An 18,117-nucleotide genomic window follows, 5' to 3' on the forward strand; every position below is an offset into this window, starting at 1 on the left:
GCCGCTCACGTACGCGACTCCAGAGCGCGGCGGGTGTCGTCGCCGTAGACGCCGCGCTCGTCGCCGCTGACGCCGTACCAGACCTGGAACCGGGCGACGGCCTCGGCGAGTACGGCGTCGTAGCCGCCGCTCGGGGAGCCGTCCCGGAACACGTCGGGGATGCGCAGCAGGCGCTCGCGCAGTTCGGTGACGCCGGGCCCGGAGTCGCCCTCGCGCAGGGTGCCGGGGCCGTCCGGGTCGGCGGGTCCGGTGGTGGCCGGGGTGATGGTCACGGGGCGCGGAGCGGCGGAGTGCGCGGGGCGGGCGGCCGCGGTGGCGTTCTGCCGGGCGGGGAGCAGCAGGGCACAGCCGAAGCCGACGAGCGCGGCGGCGCCGAGGGCGAGGACCGCGGCGGCCCGGCGGTGCCCGGCCCGCGCCGGGGGCGCCTCGGGCACCGGGGTCAGCTCCTGGGTGTCGTCCTCGGCCCCGGCGGGCGCGAAGGGCGGCGGTGGCGGTGGCGTGACAGGGGGCCCGGGAGGCCGCGCACCGGCGCTCTCGCGCGGGCCCGGGCCGTCCTCCGGCAGCAGCTCGCGCATCAGCTCCGCGAGGGCGTCCTGACGGCGGGCCCGTACGACGCGGACGGGCTCCACGATCCGCCCGGGTCGCGGCGGCTGGGGATCAGGGGGTGTCGGCACGCTGCTCTCCTTTCCGTCCCTCGGGTCCGGGAGTGCGCGGTCCCGACGGGGGATACGGCGCGCGGGGCACGGGCGTTCAGGACCGCGCCCCGGCGGCGGAGATCAGCCCCTGGGGATGTCTCCCCCTAGGGGGTGTCTCGTCGATCAGGCCGGATCAGGGAGCGTCGTCTGGTGCCGTGCATCGCAAGGCGGAGGAGGGAGTCGATGCGGAGCATCGGCGACCGACGACAACGCGGCGAGGTGCGGTGCCAGGCGTCGCGAGCCCGGCTTGATCGACGAGACACCCCCTAGGACGCCTCCTGGGCGAAGCGGTTCAGGGAGGTGGTCAGGGTGGCCACGAAGGCGTCGCGGTCCTCCTCGGACAGCGCGTCCAGGGAGAGGTAGGGGTTGAGGTCCTCCAGCTCGACCAGGAGCAGGTCACCGGCGACGGTGCGGCAGGCATCGACGCGCTGGATGCCGTGGCCGAGCGCGTTCCAGTCGATGAACCGGCGGGCGAACTCCAGGTCGGCGGCGGTGGCCTGGTACGGCTTCAGCTCCCAGCGGCGCCGAGGGTCGGGGGCATAGAGGGCGTACTCGAAGTCGTCGTCCACGAAGTAGAAGGAGATCTCGTGGGTGAAGTCGACGTGCGGCTGCACCAGGACGCTGCCGTCGGCGACGGGCGCCTCGGCGACCCGGCTCGCGGGCACCAGGCGCAGGCCCAGGGAGTCGGCGCCGAAGCGCGGCTTGACCATGTAGCGGTCGGCCCGCGGCAGCCGGTCCAGGTCCTCGGCGCGGTCGACGGTGGGGATGACCGGGAAGCCCGCCGAGGTGAGCTCGATCAGATAGCCCTTGCCCGCCATGTCCGCCTTGCCGGTGAGCGGGTTGTACACCCGGGCCCCGGTCTCCAGCGCGTGCGCCCGGAACTTCTCGTACTCCGCCAGGTAACCGAGCACCGGGCCGCTGTTGCGGACCACCACGGCGTCGTAGCCGTCCATCAGGGCGGCCGCGTCCAGCGGGTGGCACAGGGCGAGGTCGAAATGGGCGCGCAGCCGGGAGGTGAGGAACACGTCCTCGTCGCCGTAGCGGCGCCCACGGGCCGGGAACGCCAGGTCGGTCACGTAGAGCAGGCGGGGGCGGCGCATGGGTTTCTCCTCGGGCGGACCGGTGGCGACAGGGTGGAGAAAGGTTACGCCGCAGGCCGGGAGCCATGATCGACGGGCGTGGGGGGATCGCGTGGAGACGCACGTCCCGGCCTTGCCGTACAGCACTCGGTTCCCTCGCGGGCGGCCCATGGTGCACCCAGTGCCACGCGGGTCCGCGGGGTGCTACGTTCCCGCTCATGAGCACCAGCAGCGCGGCCCCGGCCGTGAAGCCGCCGATGCGTGACGCCCTGGTCGAGGCCGCCTTCCGGCTCTTCCTGGAGCGGGGGTACGACCGCACCACCGTGGACGACATCGTGGCGCTGGCCGGGGTCGGACGGCGCTCGTTCTTCCGCTACTTCCCCTCCAAGGAGGACGTGGTCTTCCCCGACCACGAGCGCTGTCTCGCCGACATGACGGCGTTCCTCGCGGCGGGCGACGGCACCGGGGAGCCGGTGGCGCGGGTGTGCGACGCGGCCCGTCTCGTGCTGCGCATGTACGCGGAGAACCCGGCCTTCTCGGTGCGCCGTTACCGGCTGACCAAGCAGGTGCCGGGGCTGCGCGCGTACGAACTGTCGGTGGTGCGGCGCTACGAGCGGGCGCTCGCCGGATATCTGCGGGAGCGGTTCGCGGGGCGTCCCGACGGCACGCTGCGCGCGGACGTGATCGCGGCGGCGGTGGTCGCGGCGCACAACAACGCCCTGCGGTCCTGGCTGCGTTCGGACGGGGCGGGGGACGCGGACGCGGCCGTGGACCATGCGCTGGGGTGCGTGCGGGCGGCGTTCGCGGAACCGGGCGGCGATGCGGCGGTTCGGCCCCCTGCCACGCCCGCCCGGGGCGAGGACGTGGTCGTGGTCGTCGCCCGGCGCGATGCCCCGCTGTGGCGCGTGGTGCGGGAGGTCGAGGCGGCGCTCGGGCGGCCCTGAGGGGGCAATCGGGCGGTCGCGCCCGCACATTGAGGGTACGGAGTGCCTTTACGACTGACACTGAGTGCCATACGCTGGCGGTGTGCACGGTGGCACGACGACCGGGCACACGTGTGCGCGGTTCGCACCGCGCGTTCGGGATTTCCGGCCCAGCGCAGGGAGTTGACCAGCGTGTACCACCACTCAGCAAGCGCCACGCACCCGGCGGGCGGCTCGACGGCGGGTGTACTCGAACCCCGGTCCGCCGCGACGGCGTCCGACGCCCCCGCCACGTCCCCCACCACCGGTTCCGTCACACCCCAGCGCTCCACCGAGGACAAGGACGCCCTGACCTACCAGCGCTGTGCCTGGTGCGGCACGGCGATGTACCACCGGCTGCTGTGCCCGGTGTGTCAGGGCAGCGACCTGCGCACCGAGCGCAGTCAGGGTGCCGGCACGGTCCGCCACTCCACCGTCATGCACCGCAACACCCCGATGGCGCGCAATGTGTCGCTGGTCGAAATGGCCGAGGGCTTCGTGGTGCGCGGCCGGGTCATGGGCCCGGCCATCGGCATCCACAGCGGGGACCGGGTACGGCTGTCCACGGCCAAGGACCCGGTCCGGGGCGAGCCGGTGTTCCAGCTGGTCGACGAGGCGTACCGGGCCTGGAGCTGAGCCGCACGCGCTCTGCGGCTCCGCCCTCGCGCGACTCGGCCCTCGCTCGGCCCAGTCCTCGCTCGGCTCAGTCCTTGAGGGCGATCCGGATGCCGACCGTGCCCTCCACGCCTCGGCGCAGTCGGCTGCCCAGCAGGGTGAGGCGGCCGACGATGCCGTACTTGCGGGCGATCAGGGAGCGGTAGCGGGCCGTGGTGTCCGCGTCGGTGATCCCGGCGGTGGCCGGGACCGGCTCGCCGGTCGGACGGCCGCGCACGTCACAGGGGCCCACGAGGACGTCGGCGCGGCGGCGGATGCGCTTGACCTTCCAGCTGTCGGCGGTTGTCCACACTCCGAGGGTGTCGCCGTCGCGCACCACCCAGACCGGGGTGGGAACGGGCGTGCCGTCCTTGCGGTAGCTGGTGACCAGCAGGTACTTGCCCGTGCCGAGCCGGGTCAGGAGCGTGTCGTCCATGTCCGCAGTCTAGGAGGCTGCCCCGCACCCGGCAGCACGGCGGGGCCCGGTACCGGCGCCCGCTCCGCACGGACGCGCCCGGCGGAATACCCGGGACCAGCGACGGGGATCAACTCCTGCGTCTAGATTGCGTCTTGACCCGTGTACCGCTCAAGACACCACTGCCCCAAGGCCCTCAGGAGCTGACCCACGTGACCGACAACCCGGCCGCCGCCAACGATGTCGCCGAGTCGCTGCGCGCCCGTATCAACACCGGCCAGCCGCACACCGCCCGGATCTGGAACTACTGGCTCGGCGGCAAGGACAACTACGAGGTGGACCGCGCGGCCGGCGACCAGATCCGCCAACTGCACCCGGGCATCGGGGAGTACGCCCGCGCCGACCGTCTCTTCCTCGGCCGCGCCGTGCGCCATCTGGTGCAGGAGGAGGGCATACGGCAGTTCCTGGACATCGGCACCGGGCTGCCCACCGCCGACAACACGCACGAGGTCGCCCAGCGGCTCGCGCCTGACGCCCGGATCGTCTACGTCGACAACGACCCGCTGGTCCTCGCGCACGCCCGCGCCCTGCTCACCAGCACCCCCGAGGGGCGTACCGACTACCTGGACGAGGATCTGCGCAACATCGACGCGATCTTCGAACACGCCGCGAAGACACTGGACTTCAGCGAGCCCATCGGTCTGATCCTGCTCGGCGTGGTCATCTTCATCGGCGACGACGAGGACCCGTACGGCCTGGTGCGGCGGCTCACCGAGCGGCTGCCCGCCGGGAGCCATCTCGTGCTCTCGCACACCATCACCAGCCCGTCGATGCCGGACGTGGACGAGGCGGTCGCGTTCTGGAACGAGCACGGCACCCCGAAGCTCACCCAGCGCACGCCCGAGGACGTGACCCGTTTCTTCGACGGTCTCGAACTGCTGGAGCCGGGCGTGCTCTCCTGCTCGCGCTGGCGCCCGGAGCCGGGTGACGAGGGCGAACCGGAGGAGGTCGCGATGTTCGGCGGAGTGGCCCGCAAGCGCTGACCCGGCCCGCGCGAACTCGCCCCGCGCGCAAGGGAAAACGGAATCCGCGAACCCGAGCGGAAGATCGCCGCGGTCGCTGAACGCGCCCGCCCCGCCCCACGTACTCAGGGGCGGGCGCTCATCGACCGGAGGGCCCCGTGGTGCCGGCAGGGGCATCGCGCGCTCGGGGTTTTCGGGAGTCTGGCATGAGGCACGCACGACGGCGGGTCGTCCGGCGAGTGACACGGCTGGCGGCCGTCGGCGGACTCCTTCTGGGAGGCGCGATGGTGACGCAGGCGGCCATGGCGAGCGAGCCCCCGAGCTCCCCCGCGACCCCGCTGAGCACGGCGGGCACCGCCGGGGTGACGGGTTCCGCGCTGACGGCGAAGCTGGGCACCGCGCGCTCCGCGGGAAGCTGGATCGGCGCCGACGGGAAGCCGGTCGTCGCGGTGACGGACGCGAACGCCGCTACGGAGGTCCGGCGGGCGGGCGCCGAGCCCAAGATGGTGAGCCACAGCATGAACGAGCTGAAGTCGGCCACGGAGACGCTGCGTTCGGCACCGCGCGTGGCGGGCACCGCGTGGTCGGTGGACTACCGCACCAACCGGGTCGTGGTCCAGGCGGACAGCACCGTGTCGTCCGGCGACTGGACCTCGCTGACCAAAGTCGCCTCGCGCATCGGGAACTTCGTCACCATGGAGCGGTCGAAGGGCACCTTCACCACGCGACTGAACGGCGCGCAGCCGATCCTCTCCACGAGCGGCCGCTGCTCGGCCGGGTTCAACGTGACCAACGGGCAACGGGACTTCATCCTCACGGCGGGCCACTGCGGCCCGACCGGCTCCATCTGGTTCGCCGACAACCAGGGCAACCAGCAGCTCGGTTCCACGGTGAACAGCAACTTCCCGGGCGCCGACTTCTCGCTCGTGCAGTACGACTCCGGCAAGGCGGGACCGGGGGCCGACGTGGTCGCGATCGGCGGCGGCAAGGGCATCCGGATCACCGGGGCGGCCGACGCCACGGTGGGACAGCGGGTGTTCCGCAGCGGCAGCACCAGCGGGCTCCACGACGGCCAGGTGACCGCGCTCAACGCGACCGTGAACTACCCCGAGGGCAGCGTCAGCGGGCTGATCGAGACGAACGTGTGCGCCGAACCCGGCGACAGCGGCGGGCCGTTGTTCTCCGAGGGGCAGGCGCTCGGTGTCACCTCGGGCGGCAGCGGCGACTGCACGTCGGGCGGTACGACGTTCTTCCAGCCCCTGACCAAGGCGATGTCGGCGCTGAACGTCCGCCTGATCACCTCCGGCGCACAGGCCGGGGGCGCCGCCCAGAACCCAGCGCCGTCCTCCACCCCCGCTCCGCAGAGCACCCTGGCCCCGAGCGCTGCCGCGCCGGGCTCCTCGGCCCCGGTGAGCGGCATCGCCGAGGGCCGTACGCTGCTGGCGCGCCTCACGGACACCCGGAACGTGGGACCGGGTCTGCTCATCATGGCGGGCAGTCTCATCGCCCTGGTCGCGGCCCGCTACATCCGCTCGGAGCAGGAGCGCCGGGCCTACCAGCGGCAGTACTCGGCGACCTGGGGGTGACCGGGAGCCGCGTGCCGTTCCGGAAGGAATCGGTCACTCGAAACGCCCATCCGGTCACGGATGGGCGTTGAGGGGTATGTCGGTGGTCGCGCGGCGGCCGGTTCAGGACGGGCGGCGCGGCTGCGGTGTCGCGGAGGCCCACTCCAGGACGAGACGCTGGTACTCCGCGCGCTGCTCGGTGGTGAGTATCCCGCCCGAGCGGCGCCACAGGGCCCGGATCTCCTCGTTGACCTCCGCGGCCGACCGCTGGCAGGCGGTGTCAGCAGTGGTGGACATGATGTGAAGCATATGCCGGTCCCCGTGAAGACGACGTGAGCAAGTGCGCGCGATACGGACATTTCGGACCGTGTTACTCATCACGTCAATGGGGCGTGACCCGGGCGGAGTTCGGGGGCGAACGGGCGCCCCCGCCCCGCTTCTCAGGTGCCCGGCTTGCGGCCGTACACGAACACGTCGTCGCCGTTCCTGAGCAGCGACCAGTACTTCTTGGCGTCCTTCGTGGTCATGTTCACACACCCGTGGGAGCCCGGCGGGTTCCACACGCTCACGCCGACGGAGTGGAAGGCCTGGCCGCCGTCGAAGAACTGGCTGTACGGCATCGGCACGTTGTACAGCGTGGAGTAGTGGTCGATGTGCCGCCAGTAGATCTTCTTCAGACCGGTGCGGGTCTCGTAGCGGTCGCGACCGGTGCGCACCGGCACGGGGCCGTAGACCAGCTTCTTGCCGTCCTGGATCCAGCTGAGCTGGAGCGTGAGGTTCACACAGGCGATACGGCCCTTGTTCACCGGGCACTTGCCGGCCTTGTTGGGGTTCTTCCCCACGGCCTTCTGCTTGTTCATGAGGTCCATCACGCCCCAGGTCACCGGACCCGCGTAGCCGATGGTGGGGGTGATGCCGTGCTTCTTCTGGAAGGCGCGGATGGCCGTGCAGTCCGCGCTCGACTGCTTGCCGTCGACCGGCCGGCCGAGGAACCTCTCCACCTGCTTCTGGTACGGCCCGGCCTTCGTGCTGCAGCTCGCGGCCTGCGCCGGTGCGGCGGTGACGACGAGCGCCAGCGGCGCCGCCAGTGCGGTGACGCCGAGCAGCGCGGCACCTCGTCTGCGTGTGTCCCCCATGATCCTGACCCCTCTCCCACTCTGCTGCCCGAAGGCATCCGTCGCCTACTAGACCCGCCCCCGGGCCGGACGGTTGTGGTTCCGGTCGCGCTGTGACGAAACGGTGAACTTCACCGTCTGTCGGTCATCTTCTGTCGGTCATCTCCCGTGCAGCGCCGTGTGGAACCCGGTGTGCACGGCGGTGAGTCCGCCGTCCACCACGAGGGCGGTACCGGTGATCCAGGCGGCGTCACGGGAGGCGAGGAACGCCACGGCCGCGGCGACGTCCTCCGGCTCCCCGATCCGCCCGAGCGGATAGAGCCCGCGCACCGCCTCCAGATCCTCGTCGCGCCCCTCCCAGGCCGAGGTGCGCACCGTCCCCGGCACGACGAGGTTCACCCGCACCCCCCGCGCCGCCGCGTGCCCGGCGAGGGTACGGGTGAGCGAGGCCAGGCCCGCCTTGGCGGCGCTGTAGGCATGACCCCCGAAGTCCTGAAGCCCGTTGACCGACCCGATGCTGACGACGGCCCCTCGCCCCGAGGCGGCGAGATGCGGCAGCGCCGCACGGCAGCAGCGGTACACCCCGGTCAGTGTGGTGTCGAGATCCCGCTCCCACACGTCGTCGGAGCCGTCCTCGAACAACACCTCGTCCGGCGACGACCGGGCGGCACAGTTCACCAGCACGTCCAGCGCCCCGAACGCGTCCACGGCATACGCGACAGCCGCCTCGACCGATTCCCGATCCCTCACGTCGCACGCCAACTCCCGTGCGTCCAGCCCCTTTTCCCGCAGGCCCGCGGCCGTCCGCCCGGCCTCGTCGGCGTCCCGGTCGGTGACGAGAACCCGCCCGCCCTCCTCCGCGATCCGCCGCGCGACAGCCGCACCGATGCCCCGGGCCGCACCGGTGACGAGAACTCCGTACCCCGCAAAGCGAGTTGGATCGGTCATGGGGCGACGGTAGGGCAGCGGGACGCGCCGCGACAGAGGCCGTACCCGGCCTCGACCGTTGAACTGACCGGCCGGGCATGACGTACCAGTCGCTGCGGAGCGGCGCCGTGCCGCTCGGCGTTTCGAGAAGGAGTCGAGCGATTTTAGTGGATGCGAGCCGCCCGGGCGGCAGCGGAACTCTCGCCGTGGTCGCCCCGGCGGAACAGCCGAAGCGTGAAGTCCCCGCTCCCCAGCAGGTCTTGGGGCTCGACGGGCTGCGGGGGCTGGCGGCCCTGTACGTGGTGTTGTTCCACTGCTGGTTGTACACCTTCCCGGGTTACCCACGCAGTTCGGCGCCGGGTTGGCTGGACCCGCTCTCGTTCGGGCGCCTGGCCGTGGTGTTCTTCCTGGTGCTGTCCGGCTTCTCGCTCGCGATCGCTCCGGCGCGGCACGGCTGGCGGACGGCCGGTGCCGGCCGGTTTCTGCGGCGGCGGGCGTGGCGGATTCTGCCTCCGTACTGGGCGGCGCTGGTCATGAGTCTGGTCATCGCCTGGTTCGTGGTGTCGCCCTCCCACTACGGGCTGCCCACCGCGAAGTCGGTCCTGGTGTACGGCCTCGTCGCCCAGGACGTGTTCACCGCACCCACGCCGAACGGCGCGTTCTGGTCGATCGGCGTGGAGAGCGAGCTGTATCTCCTGTTTCCCCTTCTCCTGTTGGTCCGGCGGAAGTTCGGGGCGGCGGTGCTGGTCGCGGCCGTGACCCTTCCGGTGATCGCCTGGGGGATGTGGGCGCCCGGCGCGAACCCCGTCGAGGGTGCCAACGGACTCACTCCGCATCTCGCGCCCGTGTTCGTCGCGGGTATGGCGGGCGCGGGGGTCGTCGTCGCGTCGGAGCGGGTACGACGCCTGCCGTGGGGATGGCTCGCCGTACTGGCAGCCGCGCCCGTTGCCGTCGTCGGCGTCGCCCGGGGTTTCGTGTGGACGGTGAACCACTACTTCTGGGTGGATCTGGCCGTCGCTCCCGCCATGACGATGCTGATCGTCGCGGTGGCCACCGGCAGGTCCGCCGTGATCGTACGGTTCCTGACCGCGCGGCCGATGCGGAGTCTCGGTGACCTCTCGTACAGCCTGTATCTGATCCATCTGCCGATCGTCATGGCCGTGATCCACCGCGTGGCCCCGCATGTCGTGGGTCGCGGACTGCCCACCTTCCTGTTCACGCTCGGCGTGGCCCTGCCGGTTTCGGTGCTGGGGGCCTGGCTGTTCGCCCGGGTCTTCGAGCTGCCCTTCAAGCGGAACAGGTCCTGGAGGGCACTGGTCGCGGCCAGGCGGTCGTAGGACACGGACGTGGACGTGGACAGGGGCGGCCGGTCTCGCTACCGGCCGCCCCTGTCCGTGTCCCGGCGGGATCAGTGCCCGCGTGCGATCCACTCCTCCAGGTGCGGGGCCTCCGCGCCGATGGTGGTGGGTTCGCCGTGGCCGGTGAGGACCTTGGTCTCCGGGGGGAGGGTGAGGAGCTTGTCCCGGACGGAGTCGATGATGGTGGGGAAGTGGGAGTAGGAGCGGCCGGTGGCGCCGGGGCCGCCCTGGAACAGGGTGTCGCCGGTGAAGACGGTGCCGAGGCCGGGGTCGTAGAGGCAGACGGCGCCGGGGGCGTGGCCCGGGGTGTGCAGGACGGTCAGGTCGGCGCCGGCGGCCTCCATGACCAGGCCGTCGGTGAGGTGGGCGTCGGGGTCGCGGTCGGGGTGGGTGAGCTTCCACAGCGGCAGGTCGTCCGGGTGCAGCCAGATGACGGCGCCGGTGAGGTCCGCGAGGGCGGGGGCCGCGTTGACGTGGTCGTTGTGCGCGTGGGTGCAGATGATGGCGGTCAGGCGGCGGTCGCCGACCGCGCGGGCGATGGCCTCGGCGTCGTGGGCCGGGTCGATCACGATGGCCTCGTGGTCGTCGCCGACGATCCAGACGTTGTTCTCGACGTCCCACGTGCCGCCGTCGAGGGTGAACTGGCCGGAGGTGACGAGGCGTTCGATACGGGCGGTCATCAGAGCACCACCACCGAACGCAGCACGTCGCCCTCGTGCATCCGCTCGAACGCCTTCTCCACCTCGTCGATCTGGATCGTCTCGGTGACGAACGCGTCCAGCGGCAGCCGGCCCTGGAGGTGCAGGTCGATGAGCATCGGGAAGTCACGCGAGGGCAGACAGTCGCCGTACCAGGACGACTTGAGGGCGCCGCCGCGGCCGAACACGTCCAGCAGGGGCAGTTCGAGCTTCATCTCGGGGGTGGGGACGCCGACGAGGACGACGGTGCCCGCCAAGTCGCGGGCGTAGAAGGCCTGCTGGTAGGTCTCGGGGCGGCCGACCGCGTCGATGACGACATCGGCGCCGAAGCCGCCGGTCAGCGACCGGATCGCCTCGACCGCGTCCGTCTCGCGGGAGTTGACGGTGTCGGTGGCGCCGAGCTCGCGGGCCTTGGCCAGCTTGCGGTCGTCGATGTCGACGGCGATGATCTTCCCCGCCCCGGCCAGCCGGGCGCCCGCGATGGCCGCGTCGCCCACGCCGCCGCAGCCGATGACGGCGACGGAGTCGCCCCGGCCGACGTTGCCGGTGTTGATCGCGGCGCCGATGCCCGCCATCACACCGCAGCCGAGCAGTCCGGCGACCGCCGGGGAGACGGCCGGGTCGACCTTGGTGCACTGTCCGGCGGCGACGAGCGTCTTCTCCGCGAAGGCGCCGATGCCCAGGGCCGGGGTCAGCTCCTGCCCGGTGGAGGCGAGGGTCATCTTCTGCTTGGCGTTGTGGGTGTTGAAGCAGTACTGCGGGCGCCCGCGCAGACAGGCCCGGCAATTGCCGCACACCGCACGCCAGTTGAGGATCACGAAGTCACCCGGCGCCACATCGGTGACGCCTTCGCCGACCAACTCGACCACACCGGCGGCCTCGTGGCCCAGCAGGAAGGGGAAGTCGTCGTTGATGCCGCCCTGCTTGTAGTGCAGATCGGTGTGACAGACCCCGCAGGCCTGGATGCGTACGACGGCTTCGCCGGGCCCGGGATCGGGAATCACGATCGTCTCGACGCGCACCGGTTGGTCCTTGCCCGGTGCGACTACGCCGCGTACTTCCTGCGCCATGACCTGGCCCCTCTTCCCTTGTACGTACCTTCGCCGCCGACCCTACGCCACGGAAATGCGTCGGACCGGGCCTTGCGGGCCCGGTCCGGGGAGCGTCGGTCGTACGGTCAGCCGCCGAGGCCCGGGAGGAGGCCCAGCGCCGGGGCGGCCAGGTCGGTCACCTGGTGGAGTTCGTTGAGGCGGTTCATGTCGCTGAGCTGATTCAGGCCGCGCAGCTGCTCGCCGACGCCGGGGACCTCGGCGCGGTGCTCGGCGGGGATGTCGCTGACGGCGAGGTTGTCCAGCGTGGTCATCGGGTTGATCTGCCCGGTGCCCGCGGCGCTCGCATCGGCCGCGCTCGCGAGCGGTGCGGCCAGGCCCGTGACGCCGACGGCGAGACCGACCGCGGCGACGATACGTCGTGTTGAGATCATGTCCTCTGCAACGCCCGTCGCCCGCCCCGGACACGGGCACCGGCCGCCCCTCACCCGACAGGTGGAGCGCGTCGTCTGCGCTTGCCGTGGCCGCCGGGGCGGGGGAGCCTCGAAAGGTGGACCCGTGCGGTCCCGCTCCCCGCCGGGCCGCGAGCGTCCGAAGGAGGCCACCATGGGCAGCACGAAAAACCCCGCGTTCACCACCGACACACTGCGCGAGAGCATCGAGTCCGACACCGGCGACTCGCTCCTGAACCTGTACGAGGACGACGCCGAGATACGCGTCATCGACCGCGACGCCCAGCCGAGCCACCCCAAGGTGCTGCGCGGCCGGGGCGAGATCAGGGAGATGCTCGACGACATCTACAGCCGCGACATGATCCACCGGCTCGGCCAGTGCGTCATCGACGGCGATCACGCGGCGTTCACCGAGTCCTGCGAGTACGCCAACGGCGACCGGGTCTACGCCGAGTCGATGATCACCCTGCGGGACGGCAGGATCTCCGAGCAGATCCTGATCCAGGCATGGGACGAGTAGGCACGCGGGGCGCGCACGCCCAGGTCGGCTCCCGGCTGTCGTGGTCGTTCTCGGCCCGCGCGTCCTACGGCCCCCGCCCGGCCCGGCACGAGGTGGCCGGGCCGGGCCACGTACCCGGGGCGGGGGCGCTCCGCTCGGTGCTGCGGACGGCAGGACACGCGGCCAGGTTCGCGGCCCGGCACCGGCCGGGGCGGCGGCGCCACACCGCGTGACCCGCACCGGCGCCCCGCCGTGGCGTACGCCGGGCCTCCACCGGTCAGCCGGACCCGGCCGCCGTCTCCAGCACCATCCGGAACCGTGCCCGTCCGGCCAGCATCTTCTGGTACGCCGCCTCCACGTCGTCCAGCGGGACGACCTCGGTCATCGGGCGGATGCCGTGCAGGACGGCGAAGTCCATGGTGTCCTGCACGTCCTGGGAGGTCCCGGAGGGGTGGCCCTTGACGTCGCGGCCGCCGCTGATGAGCTGGAGCGGGGTGATGTCCAGCGGTTCGGGCGAGACCCCGATGATGACGAGTTCGCCGCGCGGGGTGAGGCCGTCCACCGTGGCGGACATCGCGGCGGAGTTCCCGGCGGTGGCGAGGACGACCTTGGCGCCGCCGAGGTTCTGCAGGGCCTCGGCGACCGGGGTGCCCGCCGTGCTGTCGATGTAGTGGTGGGCGCCCAACTCCTTGGCGAATCCGGCCTTTTCGGCGCCCCGGGCGATGGCGACGGTCTCGAAGCCCATGGCGGCCGCGAACTGCACGCCGAGATGGCCGAGCCCGCCGAGGCCGAGGACGGCGACCCGGTCACCGGCGCGGGCGGCGCTGCGCCGCAGCCCGTTGAAGGTGGTCACGCCCGCGCAGGCCATGGGTCCGGCGGCGGAGGCGTCGAGGCCGTCGGGAACGCGGGCCAGCGCGTCGACGGGCACGATCACCTTCTCCGCGAAGCCGCCGTCGTAGGCCCAGCCGGGCACCTTCAGGCGCACGCACGCGATGAAGTCGCCCCGGCGGCAGGGCGTGCAGTAGCCGCAGCTGCCGCCGAACCAGCCGACCGCCACCCGGTCGCCGACCTTCCAGCCCCGGCCGAGGGCGCCCTCGCCGAGCTCCTCGACGCGTCCGGCGATCTCGTGTCCGGGGACCTCCGGGAAGGTGATGCCGGGCGCGGCGGCGTCCACGAACAGGGCGTCGCTGTGGCAGATCCCGCACGCCTCCACGGCGATCCGCACCTCGCCGGGCCCCGGATGCGGCACCTCCCGCTCGACCAGCTCGAACGTCCCGCCGGGGGCGGTGACCTGCGCGACTCGGTACGTGCTCATGCGTGTCTCCGGAGTACGGCTCGGGGGGGGTGGGGATCCTGCCGTTCCAGCAGACCAGCTCGCCCGGGATCACGCGCGCCGAGAGCGGCGGCCGGGCCGGGCGCGTCCGCCGGGCATCCTTTTGGACAGGTAAAACTGAACAGTCTGAGCTGGACAGTTCGCCCTGCCGGTGTCTACGGTGACGGCATGGCCCACATCTCGGACTCCGCCGCCCTGGCCGCGCGCGAGCTGCGCGTGATGTTCAGCCGACTGCGGCGCCGTATCCGCGAGGTGGCGCGGGACTCCGACCTCACCCCGCCGCAGGAGTCGGCGCTCTCCCTGGTCGGCAAGCACGGCGCGGCCACGGCGAGCGCGCTGGCCGCCGCCGAGGGCGTACGGCCGCAGTCGATGGCGGCCACGCTGGCCGCGCTCGACCGGCACGGGCTGATCCGCCGTACGCCCGACCCGGCGGACGGCCGCCGTCAGCTGGTCACCCTGACCGAGGCGGGGCAGGCGCGGGTGGAGGGCAACCGGCAGGTGCGCGAGGAGTGGCTGGCGCGCGCCCTGGAGGACCGGTTCTCCGAGGAGGAGCGGCAGACCGTGCTCACGGCGCTGACCCTGCTGGAACGGCTCTCGCGGCCGTGACACCGAGCACCCCCGCCGGGCCGTGCCGCCCGGCCCCGTTCACGCTCGCCGGTCCGCCGGCGACGACCCCGCCGGACCGTTCGCGCGGCTGGCTCACCCCCCGAAAGGTCTGAACCCTCATGTCCGTCACCACGCTCGACCCCCGTACCGCCCTCGTCGTGATCGATCTCCAGCGCGGCATCGTGGGGATGCAGACCCAGCCGTACGCCGCCGCCGACGTGGTGGCCCGTTCCGTGGAGCTGGCGGACGCCTTCCGCGCACGCGAGCTGCCGGTGGTGCTGGTCCGCGTCTCCTTCGCCGCCGACGGCGCCGATGCGGTGCCCGGCCGCACCGAGCGGCAGCCGCGCGGTCTCGCCTTCCCCGAGGGCTGGGACGTCCTCGTGGACGAACTCTCCGGTCACGACGGCGACATCCTGGTCACCAAGCACAACTGGAGCGCCCTGTTCGGAACCGACCTGGACGTGCAGCTGCGCCGCCGGGGCATCACGCAGATCGTGCTGACCGGCATCGCCACCAGCATCGGCGTGGAGTCCACCGCCCGTGACGCCTACGCGGCGGGCTACAACGTCACCCTGGCCACCGACGCCATGGCCGACGCGGACGCCGAGGCGCACGCGAACAGCGTCGAGCGCGTCTTCCCGCGCCTCGGCGAGAACGGCACGACGGCAGAGATCCTGGAGCTGCTGGCCAAGACCCACGCCTGACGGGTCCACGACCGACGGCGCGACGGCGTGCCCGGCATCCGGTGCGGTTCACCGGATGCCGGGCACGCGCGTACGACACCCCTCGCGGGGTCAGCCCCCGGTCGCCGCCCGCTCCACCTCGGCCTCCACCTCGCCGCGTGGGCGGCCGGTCTCGCGGGCGTACTCGCTGACCGCGGTCTGGGCGTCGCGGGCCAGGTCGCGCCAGGCGCGCAGGGCGGTCTCGTAGGTGCCGGACTGGGCGCCGGTCATCCCGCGCTCGGCGGGCGGGCCGTAGGTGTCGCGCAGGTCCGTCACGGTGGCGTGCGCCGCGTCGGCCGCACGCTGTTTCTGCACGAGTTCTTCAAAGGTGTGAGCCACACCAACCGACCCTAGGCCGACGCGGTGAACGCGCCACTCGAAAGGGCCGGACCGCTCAGGTGTTCTCGTCCGTCACCAGATCCGCCCACACCTGTTTCCCGCCGCTGACCGGCACCGTGCCCCAGGTCGAGGAGACCGCCTCGACCAGGAGGATGCCCCGGCCGCCGGTGGCTTCCCAGCCGACGCTGGTGGGCTTGAGGGGGCCGCGCGGAGAGGCGTCGGCGACCGCGAGGCGCAGGCGGTGGCCGACCAGGCCCAGGTCGAGGCGGACCTGGCCCTCGGTGTGCACGAGGGCGTTGGTGACCAGCTCGGAGACGATCAGCAGCGCCGCGTCCTGGGTGTCCTCGGGCACGTCCCAGCCGCGCAGCACCCGCCGGGTGAAGCGGCGCGCGTGCCGGACCGCCTCGGGGACGCGCCACACGCTCCAGCTCTCGCGCAGCGGGCATACGGCCATGCCGTCGTAGCGGGTGAGCAGCAGGGCCACGTCGTCGCCCCGGTGGGCGCCGCCGAGCAGGGCGTCGGCGGCGGCGCCGAGACCGGCGGGGTCGACGGCGGCGAGGTCGCGGGCGAGCCGGGCCATGCCCCGGTCGAGGTCGGAGTCGGCGGACTCCACCAGGCCGTCGGTGGTGAGCGCGAGGACGGTGCCGGGTCTCAGGCGCAGCGGGGTCATCGGGAACTCGGCCTGGACCAGCACCCCGAGGGGCGGTCCGCCCTCGGCCGCGACGATGTCGGTGGTGCCGTCCGGGTGGCGCAGAACCGGTTGCGGATGCCCGGCGCGCACGCACAGCGCGGAGCCGCTCTCCATGTCGACGTCGACGTAGGCGCAGGTGGCGAAGAGGTCGGTCTCCATGTCGAGGAGCAGCCGGTTGGCGAGGGCGACCACGACGTCCGGGGGGTGGCCCTCGGCGGCGTAGGCGCGCAGGGCGGTGCGGAGCTGGCCCATGAGGGTGGCGGCGCCCGCGTTGTGGCCCTGGACGTCGCCGATGACGAGGGCGACGTGGTTGTCGGCGAGCGGGATCACGTCGTACCAGTCGCCGCCCACCTCCAGGCCGGCCGTCGCGGGGAGGTACCGGGCGACGGCCTCGACGCCGGGCAGCCGGGGCAGTCTGCGGGGCAGCAGGGTGCGCTGGAGCATGCCGACGAGTTCGTGTTCGGCGTCGAAGGCGTGGGCGCGCAGCAGGGCCTGGCCGGTGAGGCCCGCGCAGGCGGTGAGCAGGGCGCGTTCGTCGGGGCCGAACTCGTGCGGCCGGTCCCAGCCGATCAGGCAGACCCCGGCGGTGCGGCCCCCGGCGGGCAGGGGCAGTACGGCGAGGCCACCGGGGCCGACTCCGGCGAGGCCGGGCTCCAGCCGGGAGCCCGCGGGCCAGATGCGGGCGCGGCCCTTGCGCAGGGCGGCAGCGAGGGCGGGCATGGCGCGTACGGGGGCGTCGGGCCACTCGCCGCGCCATTCGGCGCGCCAGAGTTCGGGCCAGGCGCTGGGTTCCGGCGGGTCGAGGACGGTGACGACCAGACGGTCGTTCTCCAGTTCGGCGAGCGCGATGCGGTCGGCACGCAGGGGTGCACGCAGGGCGGCGACGACGGCCTGGCCGACGTCCTTGACGGTGCCCGCGGTGGCGAGGGCGGCGGCCAGACGCTGGACGCGGGCCACGTCGGTGACGTCGGAGCGGAAGGCGGACGCCTCGGCGACGGTGCCGACGAGCCGGGCGGGGTGTCCCCCGCCGCCGGGCAGCAGCCGGCCGCGCAGCCGCAGCCAGCGGGGCGCGCCCGAGGGCTGGAGGGCGCGGAACTCCAGTTCGCGGTCGCCGACGGGCATGTGGTCGGCCTCGACGACGGACATCAGCGCGGGCAGGTCCTCGGGCACGGTGCGGCCGAGCAGCGTCTCGACCTTGCCGTCGAACGCCTCGCGGGAGAGGCCGAAGAGCCGCAGGATGTCGTCGCCGACCTCGACCCGGCCGGTGTCCATGGCGAGCCGGAACGCGTCGTCGGCCAGTTCGCGGGGCGGGGCGGGCGGTACGGGGACCGGCGCGGTGACCGCCCCGGCGAGCAGTTCCAGGCAGGCCCGGTCGTCGGCGCCGAAGCCGCCGGGCTGTTCGGTGACGGCGACCAGGCAGCCGCTGCCCGGTGCCCCGAGCGGTAGCGCGGCGAGCGCGAAGTCGGCGTCCCGGGCGGGTGGTTCGCCGGGGCCCGACCAGACCGGCCGCCCGGTGCGGTGGGCCTCGGCGACGGGTGAGCGCGCCGTGGCCGGGCAGCCGTCGCGCAGGCCGTACCGCGCGCGCGAGAGGCCCGCGGACTCCACGAGCCGGAGTGTCGCGGGGTCGTCGCCGGGGGCGTAGATCCCCGCGAAGGCGGCGCCCGCCAGCACCAGTGCCTGTTCCAGGATCCGGCGGGGCCGGTCCGTGGACGGCATGGCCATGAGCGTGGCGAGGACACGCTCGGCACGCTCGGTTCTCGATCTGCGTACCGCAGCACCCTCGCTCGCCACGTTGGCCATTACAGCGCCTGTGGGGCGTGTGCGCAGCCCCTGTGCACGCCCCAAGTGGTACGAGCATTCCGCGCGTAGCGGTTCGAACACACCTTTACCTGTGCGTTTCGCATGACGATCTGATGACGTGTATGACTGTCCGCGA

General features: G+C 72.8%; 21 protein-coding genes. 9 read left to right on the forward strand and 12 right to left on the reverse strand.

The genetic code is table 11. The features are described 5' to 3' along the window. Positions 1-5 precede the first annotated feature (5 nt). Together AB0E91_RS28800 and AB0E91_RS28805 are read right to left on the reverse strand one after the other, a co-directional pair. Positions 6-674 (reverse strand): peptidoglycan-binding protein, encoded by a 669-nt coding sequence (locus tag AB0E91_RS28800; RefSeq protein WP_361787854.1) that lies wholly within the window; start codon positions 672-674, stop codon positions 6-8. A 287-nt stretch (positions 675-961) separates the two neighbouring features. Further along, positions 962-1,795, reverse strand: a complete 834-nt coding sequence (locus AB0E91_RS28805; protein WP_361787856.1) for a hypothetical protein — start codon at positions 1,793-1,795, stop codon at positions 962-964. 197 nt (positions 1,796-1,992) lie between these two features. Between AB0E91_RS28805 and AB0E91_RS28810 the strand changes: the two genes are divergently transcribed. Next, positions 1,993-2,718: a TetR family transcriptional regulator gene (locus tag AB0E91_RS28810; protein WP_361787858.1), complete on the forward strand. Its 726-nt coding sequence runs from the start codon at positions 1,993-1,995 to the stop codon at positions 2,716-2,718. Between the two features lie 171 nt (positions 2,719-2,889). After that, entirely contained in the window at positions 2,890-3,372 is a 483-nt protein-coding gene (locus AB0E91_RS28815; protein WP_361787860.1) for a zinc ribbon domain-containing protein, read from the forward strand. 67 nt (positions 3,373-3,439) lie between these two features. On the opposite strand, the gene AB0E91_RS28820 is transcribed toward AB0E91_RS28815, so the two are convergent. Continuing rightward, the gene (locus AB0E91_RS28820; protein WP_361787862.1) at positions 3,440-3,826 is read right to left on the reverse strand and encodes a PPOX class F420-dependent oxidoreductase; all 387 of its coding nucleotides are present in this window, start codon (positions 3,824-3,826) and stop codon (positions 3,440-3,442) included. Between the two features lie 191 nt (positions 3,827-4,017). On the opposite strand from AB0E91_RS28820, the gene AB0E91_RS28825 reads away from it, so the two are divergent. Both AB0E91_RS28825 and AB0E91_RS28830 read left to right on the forward strand, forming a co-directional pair. Further along, positions 4,018-4,848: an SAM-dependent methyltransferase gene (locus AB0E91_RS28825; RefSeq protein WP_361787864.1), complete on the forward strand. Its 831-nt coding sequence runs from the start codon at positions 4,018-4,020 to the stop codon at positions 4,846-4,848. 185 nt (positions 4,849-5,033) lie between these two features. Next, complete coding sequence (locus tag AB0E91_RS28830) at positions 5,034-6,413, forward strand: S1 family peptidase (protein WP_361787866.1); 1,380 nt, start codon at positions 5,034-5,036, stop codon at positions 6,411-6,413. A gap of 102 nt (positions 6,414-6,515) precedes the next feature. Here the strand turns inward: AB0E91_RS28830 and AB0E91_RS28835 are convergent, their stop codons facing one another. The 3 genes from AB0E91_RS28835 to AB0E91_RS28845 all read right to left on the reverse strand — a co-directional run bounded on the left by AB0E91_RS28835 (position 6,516) and on the right by AB0E91_RS28845 (position 8,455). Beyond that, entirely contained in the window at positions 6,516-6,701 is a 186-nt protein-coding gene (locus AB0E91_RS28835) for a hypothetical protein (protein WP_161180205.1), read from the reverse strand. A gap of 131 nt (positions 6,702-6,832) precedes the next feature. Continuing rightward, positions 6,833-7,528: a L,D-transpeptidase family protein gene (locus tag AB0E91_RS28840; RefSeq protein ID WP_361787868.1), complete on the reverse strand. Its 696-nt coding sequence runs from the start codon at positions 7,526-7,528 to the stop codon at positions 6,833-6,835. A gap of 138 nt (positions 7,529-7,666) precedes the next feature. Then, a complete protein-coding gene (locus AB0E91_RS28845; protein WP_361787870.1) occupies positions 7,667-8,455 on the reverse strand; it encodes an SDR family NAD(P)-dependent oxidoreductase in 789 nt (262 codons plus the stop codon). 146 nt (positions 8,456-8,601) lie between these two features. On the opposite strand from AB0E91_RS28845, the gene AB0E91_RS28850 reads away from it, so the two are divergent. Beyond that, a complete protein-coding gene (locus AB0E91_RS28850) occupies positions 8,602-9,771 on the forward strand; it encodes an acyltransferase (RefSeq protein ID WP_361787872.1) in 1,170 nt (389 codons plus the stop codon). Positions 9,772-9,842: 71 nt separating this feature from the next. On the opposite strand, the gene AB0E91_RS28855 is transcribed toward AB0E91_RS28850, so the two are convergent. The 3 genes from AB0E91_RS28855 to AB0E91_RS28865 form a co-directional block, all read right to left on the reverse strand. Then, positions 9,843-10,472: an MBL fold metallo-hydrolase gene (locus AB0E91_RS28855; RefSeq protein ID WP_361787874.1), complete on the reverse strand. Its 630-nt coding sequence runs from the start codon at positions 10,470-10,472 to the stop codon at positions 9,843-9,845. Next, positions 10,472-11,560 carry an S-(hydroxymethyl)mycothiol dehydrogenase gene (locus AB0E91_RS28860; protein WP_361787876.1) on the reverse strand — a complete coding sequence of 363 codons (1,089 nt, stop codon included), beginning with the start codon at positions 11,558-11,560 and terminating at the stop codon, positions 10,472-10,474. The genes AB0E91_RS28855 and AB0E91_RS28860 overlap by 1 nt, the downstream gene beginning before the upstream one ends. A gap of 107 nt (positions 11,561-11,667) precedes the next feature. Continuing rightward, on the reverse strand, positions 11,668-11,973 hold the full coding sequence (locus tag AB0E91_RS28865; RefSeq protein ID WP_361787878.1) for a hypothetical protein: 306 nt from the start codon (positions 11,971-11,973) through the stop codon (positions 11,668-11,670). 172 nt (positions 11,974-12,145) lie between these two features. Between AB0E91_RS28865 and AB0E91_RS28870 the strand changes: the two genes are divergently transcribed. Both AB0E91_RS28870 and AB0E91_RS28875 read left to right on the forward strand, forming a co-directional pair. Beyond that, entirely contained in the window at positions 12,146-12,511 is a 366-nt protein-coding gene (locus AB0E91_RS28870; protein ID WP_018548659.1) for a nuclear transport factor 2 family protein, read from the forward strand. Then, positions 12,499-12,723: a hypothetical protein gene (locus tag AB0E91_RS28875; RefSeq protein WP_361787880.1), complete on the forward strand. Its 225-nt coding sequence runs from the start codon at positions 12,499-12,501 to the stop codon at positions 12,721-12,723. The genes AB0E91_RS28870 and AB0E91_RS28875 overlap by 13 nt, the downstream gene beginning before the upstream one ends. A 44-nt stretch (positions 12,724-12,767) precedes the next feature. On the opposite strand, the gene AB0E91_RS28880 is transcribed toward AB0E91_RS28875, so the two are convergent. Further along, positions 12,768-13,805, reverse strand: a complete 1,038-nt coding sequence (locus AB0E91_RS28880; protein ID WP_361787882.1) for an alcohol dehydrogenase — start codon at positions 13,803-13,805, stop codon at positions 12,768-12,770. A gap of 186 nt (positions 13,806-13,991) precedes the next feature. Here AB0E91_RS28880 and AB0E91_RS28885 point away from each other — a divergent pair, with 186 nt between their 5' ends. Then, the gene (locus AB0E91_RS28885) at positions 13,992-14,429 is read left to right on the forward strand and encodes a MarR family transcriptional regulator (protein ID WP_361787884.1); all 438 of its coding nucleotides are present in this window, start codon (positions 13,992-13,994) and stop codon (positions 14,427-14,429) included. A 119-nt stretch (positions 14,430-14,548) separates the two neighbouring features. Further along, the gene (locus AB0E91_RS28890; RefSeq protein ID WP_361787886.1) at positions 14,549-15,133 is read left to right on the forward strand and encodes a hydrolase; all 585 of its coding nucleotides are present in this window, start codon (positions 14,549-14,551) and stop codon (positions 15,131-15,133) included. A gap of 90 nt (positions 15,134-15,223) precedes the next feature. Here AB0E91_RS28890 and AB0E91_RS28895 read toward each other — a convergent pair whose 3' ends face one another. Beyond that, complete coding sequence (locus AB0E91_RS28895) at positions 15,224-15,490, reverse strand: hypothetical protein (RefSeq protein WP_161180195.1); 267 nt, start codon at positions 15,488-15,490, stop codon at positions 15,224-15,226. Positions 15,491-15,545: 55 nt separating this feature from the next. Continuing rightward, complete coding sequence (locus AB0E91_RS28900; protein ID WP_361787888.1) at positions 15,546-17,981, reverse strand: SpoIIE family protein phosphatase; 2,436 nt, start codon at positions 17,979-17,981, stop codon at positions 15,546-15,548. Between the last annotated feature and the right edge of the window lie 136 nt (positions 17,982-18,117).

The organism is Streptomyces sp. NPDC026659 (genome assembly GCF_040638245.1).
Taxonomy (GTDB): Bacteria; Actinomycetota; Actinomycetes; order Streptomycetales; family Streptomycetaceae; genus Streptomyces.